The sequence below is a fragment of the Citrobacter sp. Cpo126 genome (genome assembly GCF_030332445.1).
GTDB classification, from domain to species: domain Bacteria; phylum Pseudomonadota; class Gammaproteobacteria; order Enterobacterales; family Enterobacteriaceae; genus Citrobacter; species Citrobacter portucalensis.
Genome location: NZ_JAOWHT010000029.1, coordinates 103,862 through 124,457 on the forward strand (window position 1 = coordinate 103,862; position 20,596 = coordinate 124,457).

The 20,596-nt window shown below is 53.1% G+C and carries 18 protein-coding genes; 7 read left to right on the plus strand and 11 right to left on the minus strand.

Annotated elements, in window-relative coordinates:
- Positions 1-40: 40 nt before the first annotated feature.
- On the minus strand, positions 41-1,234 hold the full coding sequence (gene lplT, locus OGY17_RS07240; protein WP_008785713.1) for a lysophospholipid transporter LplT: 1,194 nt from the start codon (positions 1,232-1,234) through the stop codon (positions 41-43).
- Positions 1,227-3,386, minus strand: a complete 2,160-nt coding sequence (aas, locus tag OGY17_RS07245) for a bifunctional acyl-ACP--phospholipid O-acyltransferase/long-chain-fatty-acid--ACP ligase (protein ID WP_191215431.1) — start codon at positions 3,384-3,386, stop codon at positions 1,227-1,229. Before aas ends, lplT begins: the two co-directional genes overlap by 8 nt.
- 597 nt (positions 3,387-3,983) lie before the next feature.
- Between aas and galR the strand changes: the two genes are divergently transcribed.
- Together galR and OGY17_RS07255 are read left to right on the plus strand one after the other, a co-directional pair.
- A complete protein-coding gene (gene galR / locus OGY17_RS07250; protein ID WP_191215430.1) occupies positions 3,984-5,012 on the plus strand; it encodes an HTH-type transcriptional regulator GalR in 1,029 nt (342 codons plus the stop codon).
- 13 nt (positions 5,013-5,025) lie between these two features.
- Positions 5,026-6,036 carry a LacI family DNA-binding transcriptional regulator gene (locus OGY17_RS07255; protein WP_174771111.1) on the plus strand — a complete coding sequence of 337 codons (1,011 nt, stop codon included), beginning with the start codon at positions 5,026-5,028 and terminating at the stop codon, positions 6,034-6,036.
- Positions 6,037-6,114: 78 nt separating this feature from the next.
- On the opposite strand, the gene lysA is transcribed toward OGY17_RS07255, so the two are convergent.
- Positions 6,115-7,371 carry a diaminopimelate decarboxylase gene (gene lysA / locus OGY17_RS07260; RefSeq protein ID WP_191215429.1) on the minus strand — a complete coding sequence of 419 codons (1,257 nt, stop codon included), beginning with the start codon at positions 7,369-7,371 and terminating at the stop codon, positions 6,115-6,117.
- Positions 7,372-7,489: 118 nt separating this feature from the next.
- Between lysA and OGY17_RS07265 the strand changes: the two genes are divergently transcribed.
- Positions 7,490-8,425 (plus strand): LysR family transcriptional regulator, encoded by a 936-nt coding sequence (locus OGY17_RS07265; RefSeq protein WP_286606762.1) that lies wholly within the window; start codon positions 7,490-7,492, stop codon positions 8,423-8,425.
- On the opposite strand, the gene OGY17_RS07270 is transcribed toward OGY17_RS07265, so the two are convergent.
- The gene (locus OGY17_RS07270) at positions 8,397-9,104 is read right to left on the minus strand and encodes an aspartate/glutamate racemase (RefSeq protein WP_191215791.1); all 708 of its coding nucleotides are present in this window, start codon (positions 9,102-9,104) and stop codon (positions 8,397-8,399) included. The two genes, OGY17_RS07265 and OGY17_RS07270, sit on opposite strands and share 29 nt — an antisense overlap.
- A 141-nt stretch (positions 9,105-9,245) precedes the next feature.
- Here OGY17_RS07270 and OGY17_RS07275 point away from each other — a divergent pair, with 141 nt between their 5' ends.
- The gene (locus tag OGY17_RS07275; RefSeq protein ID WP_048225407.1) at positions 9,246-9,572 is read left to right on the plus strand and encodes a cupin domain-containing protein; all 327 of its coding nucleotides are present in this window, start codon (positions 9,246-9,248) and stop codon (positions 9,570-9,572) included.
- A 106-nt stretch (positions 9,573-9,678) separates the two neighbouring features.
- On the opposite strand, the gene araE is transcribed toward OGY17_RS07275, so the two are convergent.
- The 5 genes from araE to OGY17_RS07300 form a co-directional block, all read right to left on the minus strand.
- Positions 9,679-11,097, minus strand: coding sequence for an arabinose-proton symporter AraE (gene araE, locus OGY17_RS07280; protein ID WP_191215428.1), 1,419 nt, complete (start codon positions 11,095-11,097; stop codon positions 9,679-9,681).
- Positions 11,098-11,412: 315 nt separating this feature from the next.
- Entirely contained in the window at positions 11,413-12,174 is a 762-nt protein-coding gene (gene kduD, locus OGY17_RS07285; protein WP_003033923.1) for a 2-dehydro-3-deoxy-D-gluconate 5-dehydrogenase KduD, read from the minus strand.
- A 57-nt stretch (positions 12,175-12,231) separates the two neighbouring features.
- Positions 12,232-13,068, minus strand: coding sequence for a 5-dehydro-4-deoxy-D-glucuronate isomerase (gene kduI / locus OGY17_RS07290; RefSeq protein ID WP_048215619.1), 837 nt, complete (start codon positions 13,066-13,068; stop codon positions 12,232-12,234).
- Between the two features lie 668 nt (positions 13,069-13,736).
- A complete protein-coding gene (locus tag OGY17_RS07295) occupies positions 13,737-14,915 on the minus strand; it encodes an acetyl-CoA C-acetyltransferase (protein WP_032944867.1) in 1,179 nt (392 codons plus the stop codon).
- A gap of 102 nt (positions 14,916-15,017) precedes the next feature.
- On the minus strand, positions 15,018-15,902 hold the full coding sequence (locus tag OGY17_RS07300) for a LysR family transcriptional regulator (RefSeq protein WP_191215427.1): 885 nt from the start codon (positions 15,900-15,902) through the stop codon (positions 15,018-15,020).
- A 101-nt stretch (positions 15,903-16,003) separates the two neighbouring features.
- On the opposite strand from OGY17_RS07300, the gene OGY17_RS07305 reads away from it, so the two are divergent.
- Both OGY17_RS07305 and OGY17_RS07310 read left to right on the plus strand, forming a co-directional pair.
- Positions 16,004-16,459, plus strand: coding sequence for a multidrug/biocide efflux PACE transporter (locus tag OGY17_RS07305; RefSeq protein ID WP_008785723.1), 456 nt, complete (start codon positions 16,004-16,006; stop codon positions 16,457-16,459).
- Between the two features lie 142 nt (positions 16,460-16,601).
- Positions 16,602-17,831, plus strand: coding sequence for an amino acid permease (locus OGY17_RS07310; RefSeq protein WP_008785724.1), 1,230 nt, complete (start codon positions 16,602-16,604; stop codon positions 17,829-17,831).
- Between the two features lie 52 nt (positions 17,832-17,883).
- Here OGY17_RS07310 and rcnR read toward each other — a convergent pair whose 3' ends face one another.
- Complete coding sequence (gene rcnR, locus OGY17_RS07315; protein ID WP_191215426.1) at positions 17,884-18,156, minus strand: Ni(II)/Co(II)-binding transcriptional repressor RcnR; 273 nt, start codon at positions 18,154-18,156, stop codon at positions 17,884-17,886.
- Between the two features lie 120 nt (positions 18,157-18,276).
- On the opposite strand from rcnR, the gene OGY17_RS07320 reads away from it, so the two are divergent.
- Entirely contained in the window at positions 18,277-19,167 is an 891-nt protein-coding gene (locus OGY17_RS07320) for a nickel/cobalt efflux protein RcnA (protein WP_191215425.1), read from the plus strand.
- A 45-nt stretch (positions 19,168-19,212) separates the two neighbouring features.
- Here OGY17_RS07320 and OGY17_RS07325 read toward each other — a convergent pair whose 3' ends face one another.
- On the minus strand, positions 19,213-20,595 hold the full coding sequence (locus OGY17_RS07325) for an amidohydrolase family protein (RefSeq protein ID WP_191215424.1): 1,383 nt from the start codon (positions 20,593-20,595) through the stop codon (positions 19,213-19,215).
- Between the last annotated feature and the right edge of the window lies 1 nt (position 20,596).

A 20,596-nucleotide genomic window follows, 5' to 3' on the forward strand; every position in this document is an offset into this window, starting at 1 on the left:
GATAAAGCAACGCCGCCATCCGGCATCAGCATACAACAGACTAATGGCGGCGCTGCCAAATCCACAGCGCCGCAATCGCCAGCGCAAACAGCGCACCAAATCCAATACCAATCGCAACTGCCGGGATCCCCACCAGCACCGCCAGTGAGTAAATCCCCAGCATCAACAGCATCGCGCTGTTTTCACCCAGGTTTTGCACCGCTATCGCATTACCCGCGCCGACGCTTTTCTTACCCCGTTCCTGCAGCAACGCATTCAGCGGCACCACAAAGAAGCCACCCGACACGCCGATAAGCATCAGCAATGCGTAGGCCGGAAGCAGCGAATGTTGAAGAGAGAAAATCAGCACCACGACGCCAATCAGGATCCCCGCAGGCATACAGCGCGAAACGGTTTCCAGCGTTACCAGCTTCGCTGCCGCACCCGCACCGACCACAATCCCGATCGCTACCATGGCATTGAGGTAGGTCGGCGTGGCGTTATCGGTGATGCCGAGCGCCACCGGGACCCACAGCACCAGCAGAAAACGCAGCGTAACGCCCGCGCCCCAAAAAAGGCTGGTTCCCACCAGCGAGAAACGCGTCTCGCCATTACGCCACAACGATGAAGCCGCACAGAAGAAACTGCGCGTCATTTTCCCCAGATGCCAGGACTGGCCAGGACGAGCCGCGGCCAGTTTCGGGATATACAGGTTAGCCACCACCGCGCCAGCATAGGCCAGGGCACAGGCAGAAAGCGCGGCAATCACGTGCCAGTCGGCCAGAACGCCGCCGGCGACAGAACCGAGCAAAATCGCGGCAATGGTGGAGGCTTCCATCAGGCCGTTAGCCTTCACCAGTTTGTCGCCGGTAGTCAGTTCACCGAGAATGCCGTACTTGGCCGGTGAATATGCCGCCGCGCCGATCCCCACCAGCGTATACCCAAGAAACGGATTAATGCCGAAGCAAATACTCGCCGCGCCCAGCAGTTTCAGAGCGTTCGCGAACATCATCACTCTGCCTTTGGCAAAGCTATCCGCCACCTGTCCCACAAAGGGAGCAAACAGAATGTAAGCGCCCACAAACACCATTTGCAGGATTGGCTGACTCCAGTCCGGATAGAATTGTTCTTTCAGCAACGCCAGCGTAGCAAACAGCAACGCATTATCGCCAAACGCCGACAGAAACTGCGCGGCGATAACGGACATCATCCCTTTGGACCAGATTGAAGTGTTAGTGTGCACTGACTCACTCATGTTGTTTTTCCGGCTCATCGACCCAGCTTTTCAGCGTAACAAAATCCGGCTTACCGCTGCCGAGTATGGGGAGTTGCTTCAGATGGCGAATATCACGCGGTACGGCGAGTTCAGGTACACCGTGCGCCCGCGCATACTGCTGTAGTTTTTCACGTGTCAGCTCGCTGTCGGTAGTGAACAGCACCAGCGCCTCACCTTTGCTGGCATCACTCTTGATCGCCGTAGCGTGCATTTTGTCTGCGGATACCGCCAACGCCAGTTGCTCAACCATTTCCAGCGAAACCATCTCTCCGGCAATTTTAGCGAAACGCTTAGCGCGCCCCTGAATCTGTACAAAGCCGTTTTCATCAAAGCGCACGATGTCTCCGGTGTCATACCAGCCGCGCTCAATCTCACCTTGCGCATTCTCTGCTGTCGGCACTTCCAGCACGCCAGGTTTTTCGACGCGCAAATAGCCGCTCATAATATTAGGACCTTTCAGCTGTAAACGCCCACCGTCCTCAATTCCCGGAACGGCCAACAGTCGAGCATCCATACCAGGCAAGATGCGCCCTACCGTTCCCGATTTTGCCGCCATTGGTACGTTAATCGACACAACCGGCGCACATTCCGTCACGCCATAGCCTTCAAGAACGCGCAGGCCAAATTTCTCCTGCCACAGCTGCTTTGTGCTGTCCTGAAGTTTTTCCGCTCCCGCCACCACATAGCGCAGGCGGTGGAAATCGTACGGATGCGCAAAACGCGCGTAGTTGCCGAGGAACGTTGAAGTACCAAACAACACGGTGCAGTTCCGGTCGTATACCAGCTCTGGCACAATGCGGTAATGCAGCGGGCTGGGATAAAGAAACACTTCTGCGCCAGTCAGTAGCGGCGTGAATAATCCCACCGTCAGGCCAAAGGAGTGGAACAGCGGCAGCGCCGACATAAAACGGTCATCGGCGGTGAAATCGGCAATCGTTTTGATCTGCTCAACGTTCGCCAGAATGCTTTTATGACTGTGAACCACACCTTTCGGATGGCCTTCTGAACCAGAAGTAAAGAGGATCACCGCAGCGTCTTCCGGCTGCTGCTTCACCTGCGCCAGATGCGGTGCCAGCAGATGTGAGAAAATCCACAGCTTATCGCTAAAGGTCACATCAGCTTTTAAGTCTTCCAGATAAACCCAACGCACCTGGGTGAGCTGTTCCGGTAAATGCCAGAGTTTGCCTTTATCGAGAAACTGTCGGGATGTGAAGATCGTTTTAATTTCAGACGCAGTAATGGCACTGGTTAATCCTTTCACGCCCGCGGTGTAGTTCATCATGGCCGGAATGCGTCGGCGCGCAATGGCGCCAAAAATGACCGCTGCGCTGATCCCCGCGTTTGGCAGCATCAGGCCGATTTTTTCACCTTCGACACTGTATTTTTCCAGAATACGGGCCACAAAGAGCGTCTTTGTCAGCAGCTTGCGGTAGCTGTCCGGGGTAAAGTTAACATCTTCAATGCAGTTTTTGCCTGCGCCAAAACGGTATTTCGCCGCCAGCAGCGACTCGTATAGCGTTTCACGCGGACGAACCGCCATGCGTGCTTCCATCATAATTTGATGCAGCATCTCTCCGGCAATTTTGCGGCGATCGCGAGCACGCGGAGCTTCCGGCATCGGCAGTTGTGTGGGCGGTAGGATGTGTAAGCGGATGCGCGGGAAGAATCGCTGTTTAACCAAACCTTTCAGGCGGCTAAAGCGGGAAAGCTCCGCGCCTTCAATGCGCACAGGGACCACCGTCGCCCCCGACTTAGCGGCAACAAACCCCGCACCGTCATAAATTTTCATTAACGAGCCGGAGGTCGAAATACGTCCTTCCGGGAAAATAACCACCGGACGGCCCTGTTCGACCAGACGAACCAGATGTTTAATCGACATCGGTTTGGTTGGATCTAACGGTACGAAATCAATCAGCGGGGTTAGCCAGCGCATATACCATTGCTGGCTGATCGAGGTGTAAACAGCGAAGACGGGACGAATCGGTAAAAAGAGCGCCAACAGGATGCCGTCTATAAATGAGACATGGTTGGGAGTGATTAGAACGCGTTCTCCCTGTAGCGCGCTGACATCGCCCGTGACGCGAACGCGGAAAAGCACGCGAAACAGATTACGAAAAAAGCCAAATAGCATCTCAACTCCCTGTGCCATTAATTATATGAACATCAATGGTGGGAGAGTATACGAGTTGGGGAATGGGCGCGACAGGTAACTGGTAAATACAATCCGAAAAAAAACCTGCGCATCCGCGCAGGTTGGTGCAAGAGACAGGTACGAAGTGCGTACCGAATAATCTCACCAATCAATACCTCTGGGATCTTGATTGTGGTCGTCAGCAGCCAGATACGCCAGTGCGAAAACGCAAAGGAATGAACCCAAATGCAACGAGTTGTGTAAATTATCGGTTACTGTTACAGATAGGCTGAAGGTAAAAAAAAACCTGCGCATCTGCGCAGGCTGGTGTAATTCTAGTGATCAACCCGAAAGTTGATTTCACCTATCAATACCTCTGGGATCTCAACTCTAGCAATCTGCTCAGTTCCCTCACCAGCGAACAATCGCAACAGCACATCGCAAAGTGTAAGCAAAAATTAGCATTTTCTATTTTCTGTCTTACTTCGCTCGTGTGCGCTCACATTTGCGACGTTCTGACGGGCAATCTGCTTGAACAGCCAGCCATTTTCCGTAACACTGACGGAATGTAAGCGTTTACCCACAACAGGTACTATCATGGCGACCATAAAGGATGTAGCCCGACTAGCTGGTGTATCAGTCGCCACCGTTTCTCGAGTGATTAATGATTCCCCTAAAGCCAGCGAAGCATCGCGCCTGGCCGTAACGAGTGCAATGGAATCACTCAGCTACCACCCCAACGCCAATGCGCGTGCGCTGGCACAACAATCCACTGAAACCATCGGTCTGGTGGTAGGTGATGTGTCCGATCCATTTTTTGGGGCAATGGTTAAAGCTGTCGAGCAGGTGGCGTATAACACCGGTAATTTTTTACTGATTGGTAACGGCTACCATAACGAACAGAAGGAACGACTGGCGATTGAACAGCTCATTCGCCACCGCTGCGCAGCCCTTGTTGTCCACGCAAAAATTATCCCGGATGCTGAGCTGGCATCGCTCATGAAGCAAATCCCCGGCATGGTATTGATTAACCGAATTCTGCCGGGATTCGAACAACGTTGCGTTGCCCTTGATGACCGTTTCGGCGCCTGGCTCGCGACCCGACACCTCATTCAGCAGGGCCATACGCGCATTGGCTATCTGTGCTCCAATCACACGATTTCAGATGCTGAAGATCGTCTGCAAGGCTATTACGACGCGCTGGCAGAGAGCAATATTCCTGTCAGCGATCGACTGGTAACGTTTGGTGAACCGGATGAAAGTGGCGGTGAGCAGGCCATGACCGAGTTACTTGGCCGTGGCAAAAACTTCACTGCGGTAGCCTGCTACAACGACTCAATGGCGGCTGGTGCCATGGGCGTATTGAATGATAACGGCATTGATGTGCCGGGAGAAATCTCGCTGATTGGTTTTGATGATGTGCTGGTTTCCCGCTACGTGCGCCCGCGTCTGACCACGGTGCGCTACCCGATCGTGACGATGGCAACCCAGGCTGCCGAACTGGCGCTCGCGCTGGCGGAGAAGCGTCCCGTGCCTGAAATTACCCACGTTTTTAACCCAACTCTGGTGCGTCGCCATTCCGTTTCGACGCTGACAGAGCCGGGGAATTCATCGTCAAACGATTAACCAGGATAGCGTTATGACTACGATGTTGGACGTTTCACGACACGCAGGCGTCTCAAAAGCAACCGTTTCGCGCGTACTGAATGGCACGGGTCAGGTAAAAGAGAGCACGCGCCAGAAAGTGTTTAAGGCCATGCAGGCACTTGATTATCGGCCTAATTTTTTAGCGCGCTCTTTGGCAAACCGCACCAGCAACAGCATTGGTCTGGTAGTTTCCACATTTGATGGATTCTACTTTGGCCGCCTGCTGCAACAGGCTTCACGCCAGACGGAATCTCACGGCAAGCAGTTGATCGTCACCGACGGACACGACACACCAGAGCGTGAGCAGGAAGCCGTGCAAATGCTGGCGGACAGGCAGTGCGACGCCATTATTCTCTATACCCGCTATATGAGTGAAAAGGCGATTATGTCGTTGATGAACAGCATTGCTATGCCCTTGCTGGTCATCAACCGTGATGTCAGCCAGGCCCGCGATCGCGCAATTTTCTTTGAACAGGAAGACGCGGCCTATCAGGCGGTCAATTATCTGATCTCGCAGGGACATAGCGATATTGCTTGTATCACTGTGCCAGGCCATACGCCTACCGGTAAATCCCGCCTGATGGGGTATCGTAAGGCGCTGGAAAAAAACGGTATTCCCTGGGATCCCGATAAGGTCAAATACGGCGACTCCACGATGACGCGAGGCTATGAGGCCTGCCGTGAACTGCTGGAGGAAGGGGTGAGATTCAGCGCCCTGTTCGCCTGTAACGATGACATGGCATTAGGCGCATCAAAAGCGTTACATCAGGCCGGGCTGAGGATCCCAACGGACGTCTCACTGTTTGGTTTTGATGATGCGCCCAGCGCCAAATGGCTGGAGCCGGGGCTGTCTACCGTTTATCTGCCGATTGATACCATGATAACCACGGCAATCGACCAGGCTATCCGGCTGGCCAACGGCGAGAGCGTCGAGCCAATCCCACCGTTTACCGGCAAACTGGTACTACGTGACTCAGTAACGCTCGGGCCATACTTTAAGTAATCAAATGCCGGATGGCGGCGCAGTTAATCTCGTAGGCCGAATAAGCGTAGCGCCATCCGGCATTTCACAACGCTGTAATCAGATTAATTCCAGCGCTAACAGCTCATCAATGGTCTGGCGACGGCGAATTAGCCGCGCCACACCGTTATCGAACAAAACCTCCGGCAGCAGCGGACGGCTATTGTAGTTTGACGACATTGACGCGCCGTACGCCCCAGTATCATGCAGCACCAGATAATCGCCCGGCACCACCGCAGGCAACAGACGGGTTTCCACATTTCCGCCCTCCTGCTGGGTAAACACGTCGCCAGATTCACACAGCGGCCCGGCTACCACGGTTTCCCGTTGCGGGGTGTGTTCCAGAGAACGACCATCCCCTGCCAGCGCGGAGATATGGTGATAGCTACCGTACATGGCCGGGCGCATTAGATCGTTGAAGCCCGCATCGATCAGCACAAAGTGGCGGCTACCCATCTCTTTTACGCTACGCACCTGCGCCACTAACACGCCAGCTTCCGCGACCAGAAAACGCCCCGGCTCTATCTCAAGCGCGATCGGGTGACCCAGGTGTTTAGCAATCTGTTCACGCGCAGCGTTCCACAATCCAAAGTAGTGATCGGTATCGATCGCCTCTTCGCCTTCGCGATACGGGATTGATAAACCGCCACCCGCGGAGATCGCCTCCAGATCCTGGCCAAATTCAACCACCTGGCGCACCATCGCACCGCACACCTGCTCCAGATGCGCATAGTCCACGCCGGAGCCGATATGCATATGAATCCCCACCAGCTTCAGCTTATAGCGCTGAATCACCTCCAGCGCCGCGGGAAGATCGCTATACCAGATCCCGTGCTTGCTGTTTTCGCCGCCGGTATTGGTTTTCTGACTGTGCCCATGCCCAAAGCCAGGGTTTACGCGTAGCCACACGCGATGGCCCGGCGAGACCTGGCCCAGTTGTTCCAGCATATCCACCGACCCGGCATTTACCGGAATGCTCAATTCATGCACCCGCGCGAGCGTCGCTTCATCAATCATATCGGCGGTAAAGACGATTTCATCTTTCCCCGGTACGAAGCCTGCCGCCAACGCACGTTCAATTTCGCCAAGCGAGACGGAATCAACCTTCACGCCCTGCTCGCGCATCAGGCGCAAAATATGAATATTCGAACATGCCTTCTGGGCGAAACGCACCACGTCAAACTGACTCAATTTGGCAATCTGCCCGCGGATAATCTGCGCATCATAGACCCACACCGGGCAGCCGAATTCGGCAGGCAGGCGCAGCAGGTTGTCGGCGGTCAGGTCAGTGTCAGTACTATTGAGTGGGCGTGGCATGGTGTGCTCCGGTATTGGCTTTTTTATGATTACGCCACAGCCCGAAAAGAATAAAAAATATCGTTTTATCGTGAGTCTATGCAAAAATGATATGGATTGATTCATTTGAGGATTGCCCATGCCCGCCGTTAACCTGCGACACATCGAAATTTTTCACGCCATCATGACGGCAGGCAATCTGACAGAAGCCGCGCGCATGCTACATACCTCGCAGCCCACCGTCAGCCGGGAACTGGCCCGATTCGAGAAAGTGCTGGGATTAACGCTGTTTGAACGTACGCGTGGCCGACTGCACCCAACCGTGCAAGGGTTACGTCTGTTTGAAGAGGTGCAACGTTCGTGGTATGGCCTGGACAGAATTGTGAGCGCCGCCGAAAGCCTGCGCGAGTTTCGCCAGGGCGAATTGTCGATTGTTTGCCTGCCGGTATTCTCACAGTCTTTTTTACCGCCGCTGCTGCAGCCATTCCTCGCACGCTATCCACAAGTCAATATTCAGATAGTGCCGCAGGAGTCACCGCTGCTGGAAGAGTGGCTGTCGGCGCAGCGCCACGATCTGGGGTTAACGGAAACGCTGCATACGCCTGCCGGAACGAAACGCACCGAATTGCTGGCGCTGGATGAAGTGTGCGTGCTGCCGCTGGGCCATCCGCTGACTAAGAAAGCGGTGTTAACGCCGCAGGATTTTCAGGGAGAAAACTACATCAGCCTGTCGCGTACCGACAGCTACCGTCAGCTACTGGATACCCTGTTTAATGAGCACCAGGTGAAGCGCCGCATGGTGATTGAAACCCATAGCGCCGCTTCAATTTGTGCAATGGTGCGGGCAGGCGTGGGGATCTCGGTGGTGAACCCACTGACCGCGCTGGATTACGCCAGCAGCGGAGTCGTTATCCGCCGCTTCAGTATTTCGGTACCCTTTACAGTCAGCCTGATTCACCCGCTTCATCGCCCCGCCTCGGCGCTGGTTGATGCTTTTACGGCGCATCTGCAAGCCCATCTACCGAGGCTTATTGACCCGCTGGAGGCTATTTTGCATCCGCAGCCGAAAGCATAAACGCCACCGCATCTTGCGCATGGATTGCCGCAGTGTCGAAAACCGGTAGTGGGCTTAGCTCGGTGGGAACCAGCAGACCAATCTCGGTACAGCCAAAGATCACCCCTTGCGCCCCCTGTTTCGCCAGTTGGTCGATGACGCCCAGGTAATAATCGCGGGAAGCCTCGCTGAATTCACCGAGACACAGCTCATCGAAAATAATCTGGTTTATTTTCTGACGATCATCAGCTTCAGGGATCAACGTGCTAATGCCGAATTCAGTCTGTAAACGCCCGCGGTAAAAATCCTGCTCCATGGTGTAACGCGTACCCAGTAGCGCCACGTTGTTCATCTGCTGCTTTTGTATCACCCGCCCCGTCGCGTCAGCAATATGCAGAAACGGCACATCACAGGCGCTTTCAATCGCCTCTGCAACTTTGTGCATGGTATTGGTACACAAAACAATTCCTTGCGCCCCGGCTTGCTGTAGCCCTGTGGCGGCCTGCGCGAGGATCTCACCAGCTCGCTGCCAGTCACCGCTTGACTGGCAGACTTCAATCTCGTGAAAATCCACGCTGTGCAACAGAATCTGTGCCGAATGCAGACCACCCAGACGCTGTTTTACCCCTTCATTAATGAGTCGATAATAAGGAATGGTAGATTCCCAGCTCATACCGCCTAACAGACCGATCGTTTTCATCATTTCCCCTGACTCGTTGTTGTCTCTCCAGTGAACCAAAGATGTGATCAACTTTCCACATCTGTTGGCGTGCATTTCTTTTTTTAATTTTCTGATATAGCTTTAATGAAACATTGTTTTAATTAATTACAGGAAGGCCGGATGTTTATTTTTCATAAAGAGACCACGCTTGACGATCTGGGCAATGGCGTTACCCGGCGTATTCTTGCTCACGACGGTAACATGATGGCGGTTGAGGTGAACTTCGAGCAAGGCGCAATCGGCCCGATGCACAATCATCCGCACGAGCAGCTGACTTACGTGTTGTCCGGTGAGTTTGAATTTACCATCGGCGAAGAGAAACATATCGTTAGGGCGGGCGATACCCTGTATAAACAGCCCAACATTATGCATGGCTGCGTCTGCTTAAAACCGGGAACGCTGTTGGATACCTTTACCCCAATTCGCGAAGATTTTCTGCACGGGTAAGGTGCTAAATAAAAAAGCCGGGTCGCGTTGACGCTTTCCCGGCCTGTAAGAGACTCCACTCGCAGGCCGGACAAGGCTGAATCGCTATCCGGCATGCTTGTCTGACTTACACCCCAATATCTCTTAACTTTTCGCCTGCCATCAGCTTACGTTCGATATGCTCCAGCGTGACGTTTTTGGTTTCTGGAATCAGCCAGAACGTGATGCCAATAAACACGACGTTCAGCGCAGTATAGAGCCAGAACGTACCGGCGGCACCAATGCTGTCGAGCAGCGTCAGGAACGTTGCGCCAATGATCATGTTCGACACCCAGTTGGTGGTGGTGGAGCAGGTAATACCAAAATCACGGCATTTCAGTGGCTGAATTTCCGAACACAGGATCCACACCACCGGCGCGGCGCTCATTGCATAGCCTGCAATACACATCATCGTCATGCCAACTGACAGCCAGGATAGCCCACTGGAAGCCGTGCCGTTATCAAACTGCATCAGACAATAACCAAGCACCAGCGTCCCGATAGCCATTACGCTGAAACCAATTTTCAGCGCCGGTTTACGTCCTGCTTTGTCGACCGTGAAGACGGCAATAAAGGTGGCGAACATAAACGTTAAGCCAACTACCAGCGTGGCAATCATCTGCTGCTCTGTGGTGGTAAAACCCGCCATTTTAAAAATGCGCGGCGCGTAATACATGATGATGTTCATCCCGGTGAACTGCTGCATCGCCTGCAGTAACATTCCGAGGAAAACCGCACGACGCACGTTACGGTTAATTTTAAACAGCGCCCAACCACCCTGCTTCAGCTTCAGGCTTTCACGGATTTCGTTCAGCTCATCGCGGGCTTTTTCTGACGTATCGCGCAACATGCGCAGTACTTCTTCAGCTTCGATGTGGCGACCTTTCTCCGCCAGCCAGCGCGGGCTGTTGGGCAAGAAAACAACCAGAATAATCAGCAATACAGCCGGAAGCGCCAGCACGCCCAGCATAGCGCGCCAGTTACCGCTGTAGCTGAACGCGGTATCGGACAAAAAGGCCAGAACGATGCCCAGCGTCACCATCAGCTGATACATACTGATCATCTTGCCACGCACGTTTTCGCTGGCCATTTCAGAGAGATAGAGCGGTGCGGTGTAAGACGCGATCCCCACCGCTACGCCCAGCACCACGCGAGCAAAAATGAGCATTTCTACGCTGGAGGCAAACGCCGAGCCCAGAGATCCGACGACGAAAAGGATCGCGCCCGCCATCAGGCTGTATTTGCGCCCCAGGCGGAATGACAACCAACCGTTAAACAGCGCACCAATTGCCGCACCCAGCATCATGCTACTTACCACCCACTCCTGCAGGCGGCTGGTCAACACAAAGTGATCGGTGATAAAAGGCAACGCGCCAGCAATCACGCCAATATCCAGGCCGAATAACAACCCTGCGACAGCCGCAGAGATAGAAACAAACATATTCATACGTCGCGTATCGCGCACTAGGCGCGGCGCTAAAGCAGCATCATTATTTATTGAGACCATTTTTTCCTGCCAGATACAGAGTAACCATGCCATTGAAAGTAAGGGATCCCTTGCAGGAAGCGTCAGGCGGGAAACGGCAAAAACATGGATTAAATAGCTACACCACATGGTTATGTGATGGATATTCCAATTTTAAAATTTACCGACAATCACTCAATTAAATTTAATTCGTTGATATTAAAGAATATTAAAAACAATAAATTTATACGTATGAAATTTAATATGGAATAATTTATAACCACAATATGGATTTTATTAATCCGAATATAAAAAAACCCTGCCAGAGGGCAGGGTTTAACGGTTCTGGAAAGTGAATTAACGTGCCAGCCAGCCGCCATCTACTGCAACGGTATAGCCGTTGATATAGTCAGATGCGCTGGACGCCAGGAACACGACAGGCCCCATCAGGTCGCTCGGTAAACCCCAACGACCCGCCGGGATACGATCGAGGATCTCTGCGCTACGCTGCTCATCAGCACGCAGCTGTTGAGTGTTATTCGTCGCCATGTAACCCGGTGCAATCGCGTTGACGTTGATGTTATGTTTTGCCCACTCGTTCGCCATCAGACGGGTAACACCCATTACGCCGCTTTTAGATGCGGTGTAAGACGGCACGCGGATCCCGCCCTGGAAGGAAAGCATAGAGGCGATATTGATAATTTTGCCGCCGTTACCCTGAGCGATAAAATGCTTCGCCGCAGCCTGAGACATAAAGAACACGCTCTTAATGTTCAGGTTCATCACGTCGTCCCAGTCTTTTTCGCTGAAATCGATCGCATCGTCACGACGGATAAGACCCGCGTTGTTGACCAGAATATCGATATGGCCGAATTCTGCCACTGCGCGCTCCAGCAGCGCCGGAATACCATCGATTTGACGCAGATCGGCGGTCAGGCTTAAAAAACGGCGGCCCAGTGCGGTCACGCGTTCGATGGTTTCTGTCGGTTCAACAATATTGATACCGACGATATCGCAGCCCGCTTCAGCCAGGCCCAGCGCCATACCCTGACCCAAACCTGTGTCACAACCGGTCACAACGGCGACTTTACCTTCAAGAGAGAATGCATTCAAAATCATTGTAAATCCTTAATTTTTTATAATGCCCGCCGCAGCAGGCACGGCTGTCGCCCGCAACTAGCGCAGATCTTTTACTGCAACATGGTCCATATCATCAAAGACCTGGTTTTCGCCGACCATGCCCCAAATGAACGTATAAGCTTTTGTGCCGACACCGGAGTGAATAGACCAGCTTGGAGAAATCACCGCCTGCTCGTTGTGCATCACAATATGACGCGTTTCCTGAGGCTGACCCATCATGTGGAAGACGCAGGTGTCTTCTTCCATATTGAAATAGAAATAGACTTCCATACGACGTTCATGGGTATGACACGGCATGGTGTTCCACAGGTTACCCGGAGCCAGTTCAGTCAGACCCATGCTCAACTGGCAGGTTTCCAGAACATCCGGCACAAAGTATTTGTTGATGGTACGACGGTTACTGGTGAGGTCATCACCCAGCGTCACTGGCGCAACGTCTGCAGGCGTGACTTTCTTAGTTGGGTAAGTCGTGTGTGCCGGCGCGCAGTTGTAGTAAAACTTCGCCGGTTTCGCCGTATCAATACTGGCGAATACCACTTCTTTTGCCCCTTTTCCGACGTACAGCGCGTCGCGATGACCAATTTCATAGCACTGGCCGTCAACGGTAATCGTGCCCGGGCCGCCGATATTGATCACACCCAGCTCACGACGTTCGAGGAAATAGGTTACGCCCAGCTGTTTGCCGACTTCGCCACCCACAGAGACGGTTTTGGCCACTGGCATAATGCCGCCAACAATGATGCGGTCGATGTGGCTGTAGACCATGGTGTATTCATCTGCGACAAACACTTCTTCGACCAAAAACTCATTACGCAGCCCCTGAGTGTCCAGGGTTTTCGCATGCGCACTATGGATGCTTTGTCTTACGTCCACATTTACCTCCAGTGATAAATTGACCGTGAATGCTTAAACGAATAGCAAAACGCTGTTCCGTTTTATCTTATGCGCTCATGATATCCCTCCCTGAATGTGTTTTCAATTATAAATAAAACGATGTTTCACTTTTTCCGCATCTTATTATCAAAAGTGTAAGTGCGATCACGCTAGCGCATATAAATCGCAAAAATGGTTTCAATAAAATCATTTAAAACAATTAGATAGATAAAAACACAAAAGAGTAGATCATTAGTGGCAGGGATAAGATATTGAAAATACAGCCAGGCTCATACGTCATTCACACACCTTTTCTAACAAAGTGCGCTATCAATCACATGAAATGAAACAACGTTTTGATATGTTGGCAGGGTTTAGAGTGTATGTTTCTGTAACTGGCCTTGCCCTCCTGCTGGAGGGCTTTTTTATAGAGGAAGAGATAACACGGCAGAAAACTGTTCGAGAAGAAAAATATATACCCTAAATAATTCGAGTTGCAGGACAAAACTTCCCGGCCGTTTTGAACAGCGCTTGCGCTGGCCCCGAAGGGGTGAGGCCGTAAGGCCGAATCACGCGGCGACGCAGCGAATTCCCCGGAGCGTACATAAGTACGTGACTGGGGTGAGCGAGTAAAGCCAACGCACATGCAGCTTGAAGTATGACGGAGATTAGTCTCGTTCGATAGCGAGCGCCACCCCCTGACCACCACCAATACACAGTGTTGCCAGGCCCTTGTGCGCCCGACGTTTCACCATTTCATGTACCAGCGAAACCAGAATACGACAGCCAGAAGCGCCAATCGGATGGCCGAGCGCAATGGCCCCGCCGTTCACATTCACCCGCCGTTCATCCCACTCCAGCATTTTCCCAACGGATAATGCCTGCGCGGCGAAGGCTTCATTAGCTTCGATAAGATCAACATCAGCCAGTTGCCAGCCCACGCGCTCAAGGCAGCGGCGTGTTGCATACACTGGCGCAATCCCCATGAGCGCAGGGTCGACTCCGACGCTGGCAAAGGCGCGAATACGGGCCAACACAGGTAAGTTAAGTTCCTGCGCCTTGGCCTCGCTCATCATCATCACCGCAGCGGCACCGTCGTTGATGGATGACGCGTTACCCGCCGTTACCGAACCGAGTCTGTCAAAGGTAGGATCCAGACGCGCCAGCCCTTCGGCGCTGGCATCGGTACGCGGTTGTTCGTCGGTGTCCACCACGAACGATTGCCCGTTACGCTGTGTTACCACCGGCACGATTTCATCTTTAAAGCGTCCGGCATCAATTGCCATCCGCGCTTTGTGCTGCGAGTGCAGCGCGTAGGCATCCTGCAATTCGCGGCTGATTCCGTATTCTCGCGCCAGGTTTTCCGCGGTAACGCCCATGTGATAATCGTTGAAGGCATCCCACAGACCGTCATGTACCAGGCTGTCGACCAGTTGGCTGTTCCCCAGCTGTGCGCCAGTGCGGCTATCGGTAAGGACATGCGGTGCACGGCTCATATTCTCTTGCCCGCCCGCAATCACAATGTCGGCTTCGCCACACTGGATAGCCTGGGTCGCCAGATGCAGCGCTTTCAGACCCGAGCCACAGACATCGTTAATGGTGATGGCGGAAACGGTATTGGGTAGCCCACCATTGATGGCAGACTGACGCGCAGGGTTCTGCCCGGCACCTGCGGTAAGCACCTGTCCGAGGATCACTTCATCCACAGCGTGAACGTCCACGCCCGTGCGTTCCAGTAACGCCTTGACCACCATGCTGCCTAACTCAACGGCAGAGTGGCGCGCCAGCGTCCCCTGGAAGCAGCCAATCGGTGTCCTTAATGCCCCGACGATCACAACCTCTTTCATCACTACCTCAGCGCAAAATAACACCGCAATAGTAGATGATTGTTAAAAATAGTTATCAAGGTTGTTTAAAAACGGTGATTTTTATCACAAAGGAAATTCGTATCACTTATTGGTCATATGAACGCCACTCTGCTGTAAATGGTCACGCAGCCAACTTCCTGCCACACCAGGCGGTGATTTCTTATTCCACAACAGATCGATAGAGATAGCCTTTGGCCAGCCAGGCATCTTTAATTGCACCAGTGGTTTTTCTGCCGCAAACTCCTCCACCAGCGCACAAGGGAGCGCGCACCAGCCGAATCCCTGAACAGCCATACTTAGCAATAACAGATAGTTAGGAGCAGACCAGACGGGGCCGCGCGCCACGTTGGTGCCGCTTTCCAGATAGGTATTCAAGCGCAGCTCGCGCCAGGTGTGTAGCTGCTCCCACTGCAGTTTTTCTTGAGCCGCGAGCGGATGCGACGCTGCAACGTATAATCCCATCCAGGTTTGCATCGGCAGACGCGTAACGCCCATGTCGGTCGGGTAATCTTCCCGCGCCTCGATCAACCCCACCTGAGCACGTCCTTTTTGCAGCAGATCGATCACGTCTTCATCTTCGCCAATCAGGCATTCAAACTCGGTATGGGGAAACTTGCGATCAAACTGCACCATCAACTCTTCCAGCACATCCGGATGCAGCGTGTCAGACAGCACAAAGGTCAGACGCGCCTCAGTTTCACCCGACAGCGAGATCGCCGCCTCATCGAGACGTTCGCTGGCCGTCAGAATAGCCTGCACATAGCCCAACACCCGCTTACCTTCCTCGGTCAGCGTTGGCTGGCGGGATGAGCGGTCAAACAGCGCAAAACCAAGATCGGCTTCCAGATGCGCAATGGCCGTACTGATAGTGGACTGGCTTTTACGCAACCGCCGGCCCGCCGCAGAAAATGAACCGCAGGAAACGGTCTCCACAAATGCCGTTAATGCTTCAGGAGAATAACGCATGAACTATCTACTTTATCGATGGATACTATCTTTTAGATATCACATAAAACGATAAAATTGCCACCATTCCGTTATCCGGGCATCAAAGAAGGTTTTAGGTTATGCAACACGATACTGTCCAACGCCGCTCGTTAGTTGAGCGTATTTTTCATGCCGTCTGCTTTGAAGGCATTGCCACCGCGATCCTCGCACCAACCACCGCATGGTTGATGCAGCGCTCGGTACTGGAAATGGGCGGACTGACCATTCTTCTCGCCACCACAGCGATGATCTGGAATATCATTTATAACGCCCTGTTTGACCGTTTGTGGCCGTCGCACCTGGTAAAACGTACGGCGAAAGTGCGAGCATTTCACGCGTTAGGCTTCGAGAGCGGTTTTATTGTGATCGGGGTGAGCATCGTGGCGTATGTGCTGAACGTCAGCCTGGTTCAGGCATTCACGCTGGAAATAGGTTTCTTCCTGTTCTTCCTGCCGTACACCATGTTCTATAACTGGGCTTATGACACGTTACGCGAGCGCGTTATGAAGCGCCGCCAGCAGCGCGTTACTGCCTGATAATTAAAATAATAGTCGGAATCTTCTCGGTTCCGGCTATTGTCCCATTCACTCGCCCTCTTGTTCACACCTCCCCCAGCCTCTGCCATTTGTGGTAAATTGCGCTTCTTTTTGTTTATTTTATAGTTGATACGTTCAAATAATGTCGAAATTTTGGTCAAAAGAAGAGACTCTCTGGAGCTTCGCACTATATGGGACTGCCGTCGGCGCAGGAACCCTATTCCTACCCATACAGCTGGGTTCTGCAGGCGCGGTGGTATTGTTTATCACCGCACTCGTCGCCTGGCCTTTAACCTACTGGCCGCACAAGGCGCTATGCCAGTTTATCCTGTCCTCAAAAACGTCGGCTGGTGAAGGGATCACTGGCGCGGTTACCCACTACTACGGTAAGAAGATTGGCAGCCTGATCACCACCCTCTATTTTATTGCCTTCTTTGTGGTGGTGCTGATCTACGCCGTAGCGATAACCAATTCACTCACTGAACAGCTGGCAAAACATATCACTATCGATCTGCGGATCCGCATGTTGGTCAGCCTTGGCGTGGTGCTGGTGCTGAACCTGATTTTTCTGATGGGCCGGCAAGCCACTATTCGGGTCATGGGCTTTTTGGTGTTCCCCCTCATCGCGTACTTTTTGTTCCTTTCGCTCTACCTGACCGGAAGCTGGCAGCCAACGCTACTCACCGGCCAGATGTCTTTCGATCAGCACACGCTTCATCAGGTTTGGATATCTATTCCCGTGATGGTTTTCGCTTTTAGCCATACGCCAATTATCTCTACGTTCGCCATCGACAGACGAGAGAAATACGGCGAGCAGGCCATGGGTAAATGCAAAAAAATCATGAAGGTAGCCTACGTTATCATCTGCCTGAGCGTACTGTTTTTCGTCTTCAGCTGCTTGCTTTCGATTCCGACAAACTATATCGAAGACGCGAAAAATGAAGGCGTGACGATTCTTTCCGCGCTGTCGATGATGCCAAACGCGCCGGCATGGCTGTCGATTTCCGGGATCATCGTTGCCGTCGTAGCGATGTCAAAATCGTTCCTCGGCACCTACTTTGGCGTGATTGAAGGGGCAACGGAGGTAGTAAAAACGTCGTTGCATCAGGTGGGTGTGAAGAAAAGCCGGGCCTTTAACCGCGCTCTGTCCATCATGCTTGTCTCGGCTATCACGTTTATCATCTGCTGCATTAATCCTAATGCTATTTCAATGATTTACGCGATAAGCGGCCCGCTGATTGCCATGATTTTGTTTATCATGCCGACATTGTCTACCTATCTGATCCCGGCGCTGAAGCCGTACCGTTCAGTGGGTAATCTGATCACCCTGATTGTCGGTCTGCTGTGCGTATCTGTGATGTTTTTTGGCTAGAATGTGTTGTTTAACGGCTCATTCCAGTAAGCGGATGAGCCGTTAAACTGACTTATTTGATGTACGAATCCAGCACTTTCAGGACCACATCCAAATCCTCTTCGCGCTTAATTTCATCGCCCTGATGCACAATGTGCTCGGTCAGATGACCTTTAATCACTTCACGCATTAATCCGTTTACTGCCCCGCGGATCGCCGCTATTTGCTGCAATACTGCCGCGCATTCATGCGGTTCATCCAGCATGGTTTTCAACGCCGCTACCTGCCCCTGAATCTTGCTGGTTCGGGTTTTCAGCTTTTGTTTGTCGCGGATCGTATGTGACATAACTTTACCTTTTTAACGTCTGGCTGTAGGGACAATACCATCGACATTCTACTGGGGGGTAGTATTTGATACTGGGGGGGAGTAGAATCAGGCGAAATTAAACAACTAAGAATCATTCTCATGGGTGAGTTTTCTACGCTTCTTCAGCAAGGTAACGCCTGGTTTTTCATTCCCAGCGCGATTCTATTGGGTGTGTTGCACGGTCTGGAACCGGGGCATTCCAAGACGATGATGGCGGCCTTTATTATTGCCATTAAGGGGACCATCAAACAGGCGGTGATGCTGGGGCTGGCAGCAACGCTGTCGCATACCGCCGTGGTATGGCTGATTGCGCTCGGTGGGATGTATATCAGCAAAGCGTTTACTGCCCAGGCCGTTGAGCCCTGGCTGCAGTTTGTCTCGGCGATTATTATTCTCGGGACCGCATTCTGGATGTTCTGGCGAACCTGGCAGGGAGAGCAGAACTGGCTGGCCCTGACGCATCACGACCACGATCACGGGCATCACCACCACCATGATCATGACGACCATCATCATGACCACGATGACGATCATCACCATCATCATCACGAACACGAGCATAATCACGACCATGCCGCACTGGCAGGACTCACCGAAGGCTCGAAAGAGTATCAGGATGCCCACGAACGGGCGCATGCCACCGATATTCAGCGCCGCTTTGCGGGCAAAGAGGTCACCAACGGCCAAATATTACTGTTCGGTCTGACCGGCGGGCTTATCCCGTGCCCAGCCGCCATTACGGTGCTGCTGATTTGCATCCAGCTCAAAGCCTTCACGCTGGGTGCGACCATGGTGCTGTGCTTCAGCCTCGGGCTGGCGCTGACGCTCGTAACGGTGGGCGTGGGAGCGGCAATCAGCGTGCAGCAGGCGGCCAAACGCTGGAGCGGATTTAACACGATGGCACGCAAAGCCCCCTATTTTTCCAGTGTGCTCATTGCGATGGTCGGTTTATATATGGGGATTCACGGCTATATGGGGATCGTCGGTTAACACCAAGAGAGCGCAGCAGCGCTTGCCGCTGCGCGTAAAACCAGGCTAGCTTTCGACACTCCCCCACACCAGTTGCCCTTTATGGAAGGTCGCGGTGCGTGGGGAAATTCGCGCGACCGCTTCCGCCGAACAGGAGGCATCCACCAGCACAAAGCTGGCTTCATCCTGCGCTTTTGGCCAGACGCGCTCACCTTTATCGTTTAGCGGCAGCACATCGCCGGTGGCAAGAAACAGCGCACGCGACAGGTTAAGCTCATTGGGGCGAATATAGAGCTGGGCGTACAGATTTGCCTTTTCCAGCATGTCGCCCAGCCCATACGGCGACCAGTGATCAATTACGCTGTCGGTTCCGGTAATCACTTCCACGCCTTTATCGCGCAACTGCTTGAGCGGCATGTGCAAGGTACCGATCGGCACCGTCGAGGCAATGGTAATCTGCTGTGCCGCCATGCGGCCCGCCAGCGCATCCACCTGCTGTTCGTTCAACGTTGCCAGCGCAAACGCGTGGCTGATGGTCAGTTTGCCCTTTAACTGCGGCGTTTTCTCCACCGTCTCCACCATGTAATTCACTGCCGCCACGCCCGCCGGGCTGGTTTCATGCAAATGGATATCCACGCCTTTATCGTAATCCAGCGCAATCTGGAACATGGTGTCGAGGGATTTTTCCATCGCTCCATCGACGCTGGTGGGGTCCAGACCGCCGACATAATGCGCTCCCGCCTGCATCGCTTCGCGCATCAGCGGTTCAGATTTTGATAACAGCAGGCCATGCTGCGGAAACGCCACGATTTCACAGGCAAAACCCGGCTGACGACGCGCCAGTACCGCCTGCAGGTTTTCGAGATTTTTCAGCCCGGAAACCGGTTCTATGTTGCAGTGGCTGCGGGCGATCGAGGTGCCTTTTGATTGCAGCAGATCGATCAGCTTTTCTGCGCGCTCCTGCGTATAAGGCTGGAGTTCAGGCAGCAGCTTTTGTTCCAAGCGGATCATATCCTGAATAGTGGTGCCCGCCGGACGGTTCAGCGAACGCCAGGGACCGCCGTAAAAGGTTTTATCCAGATGGATGTGCATGTCGCGCATGGCGGGCAGCATCAGCTTTCCACCCGCATCATAGTGGGGCAGCGTCGCATCCGGATGCTGCTTATTCTCGCGCAGCGCAACGATTTTTCCGTCCTGGATTTCAACGGTTTGCAGCGCGGTACGGGTGTGCACCACCACCGAGTTTTCGTAATCAAAGCCCGCTTCCAGCAGGACGTTATCCAGGTAATAGTGTTTATCGTTAATCGTCATTGTGCTCTTCGACCCGCAGGTGTTCCCGACAGGATTAGCAGCATACGCGACCGGAGCGACCGCGCCAAACAGCGCGGCAGCGGTCACCATTTTTCCGCTCTGGCTTAAAAATTCACGGCGGCTGTTACTTTCCTTCATT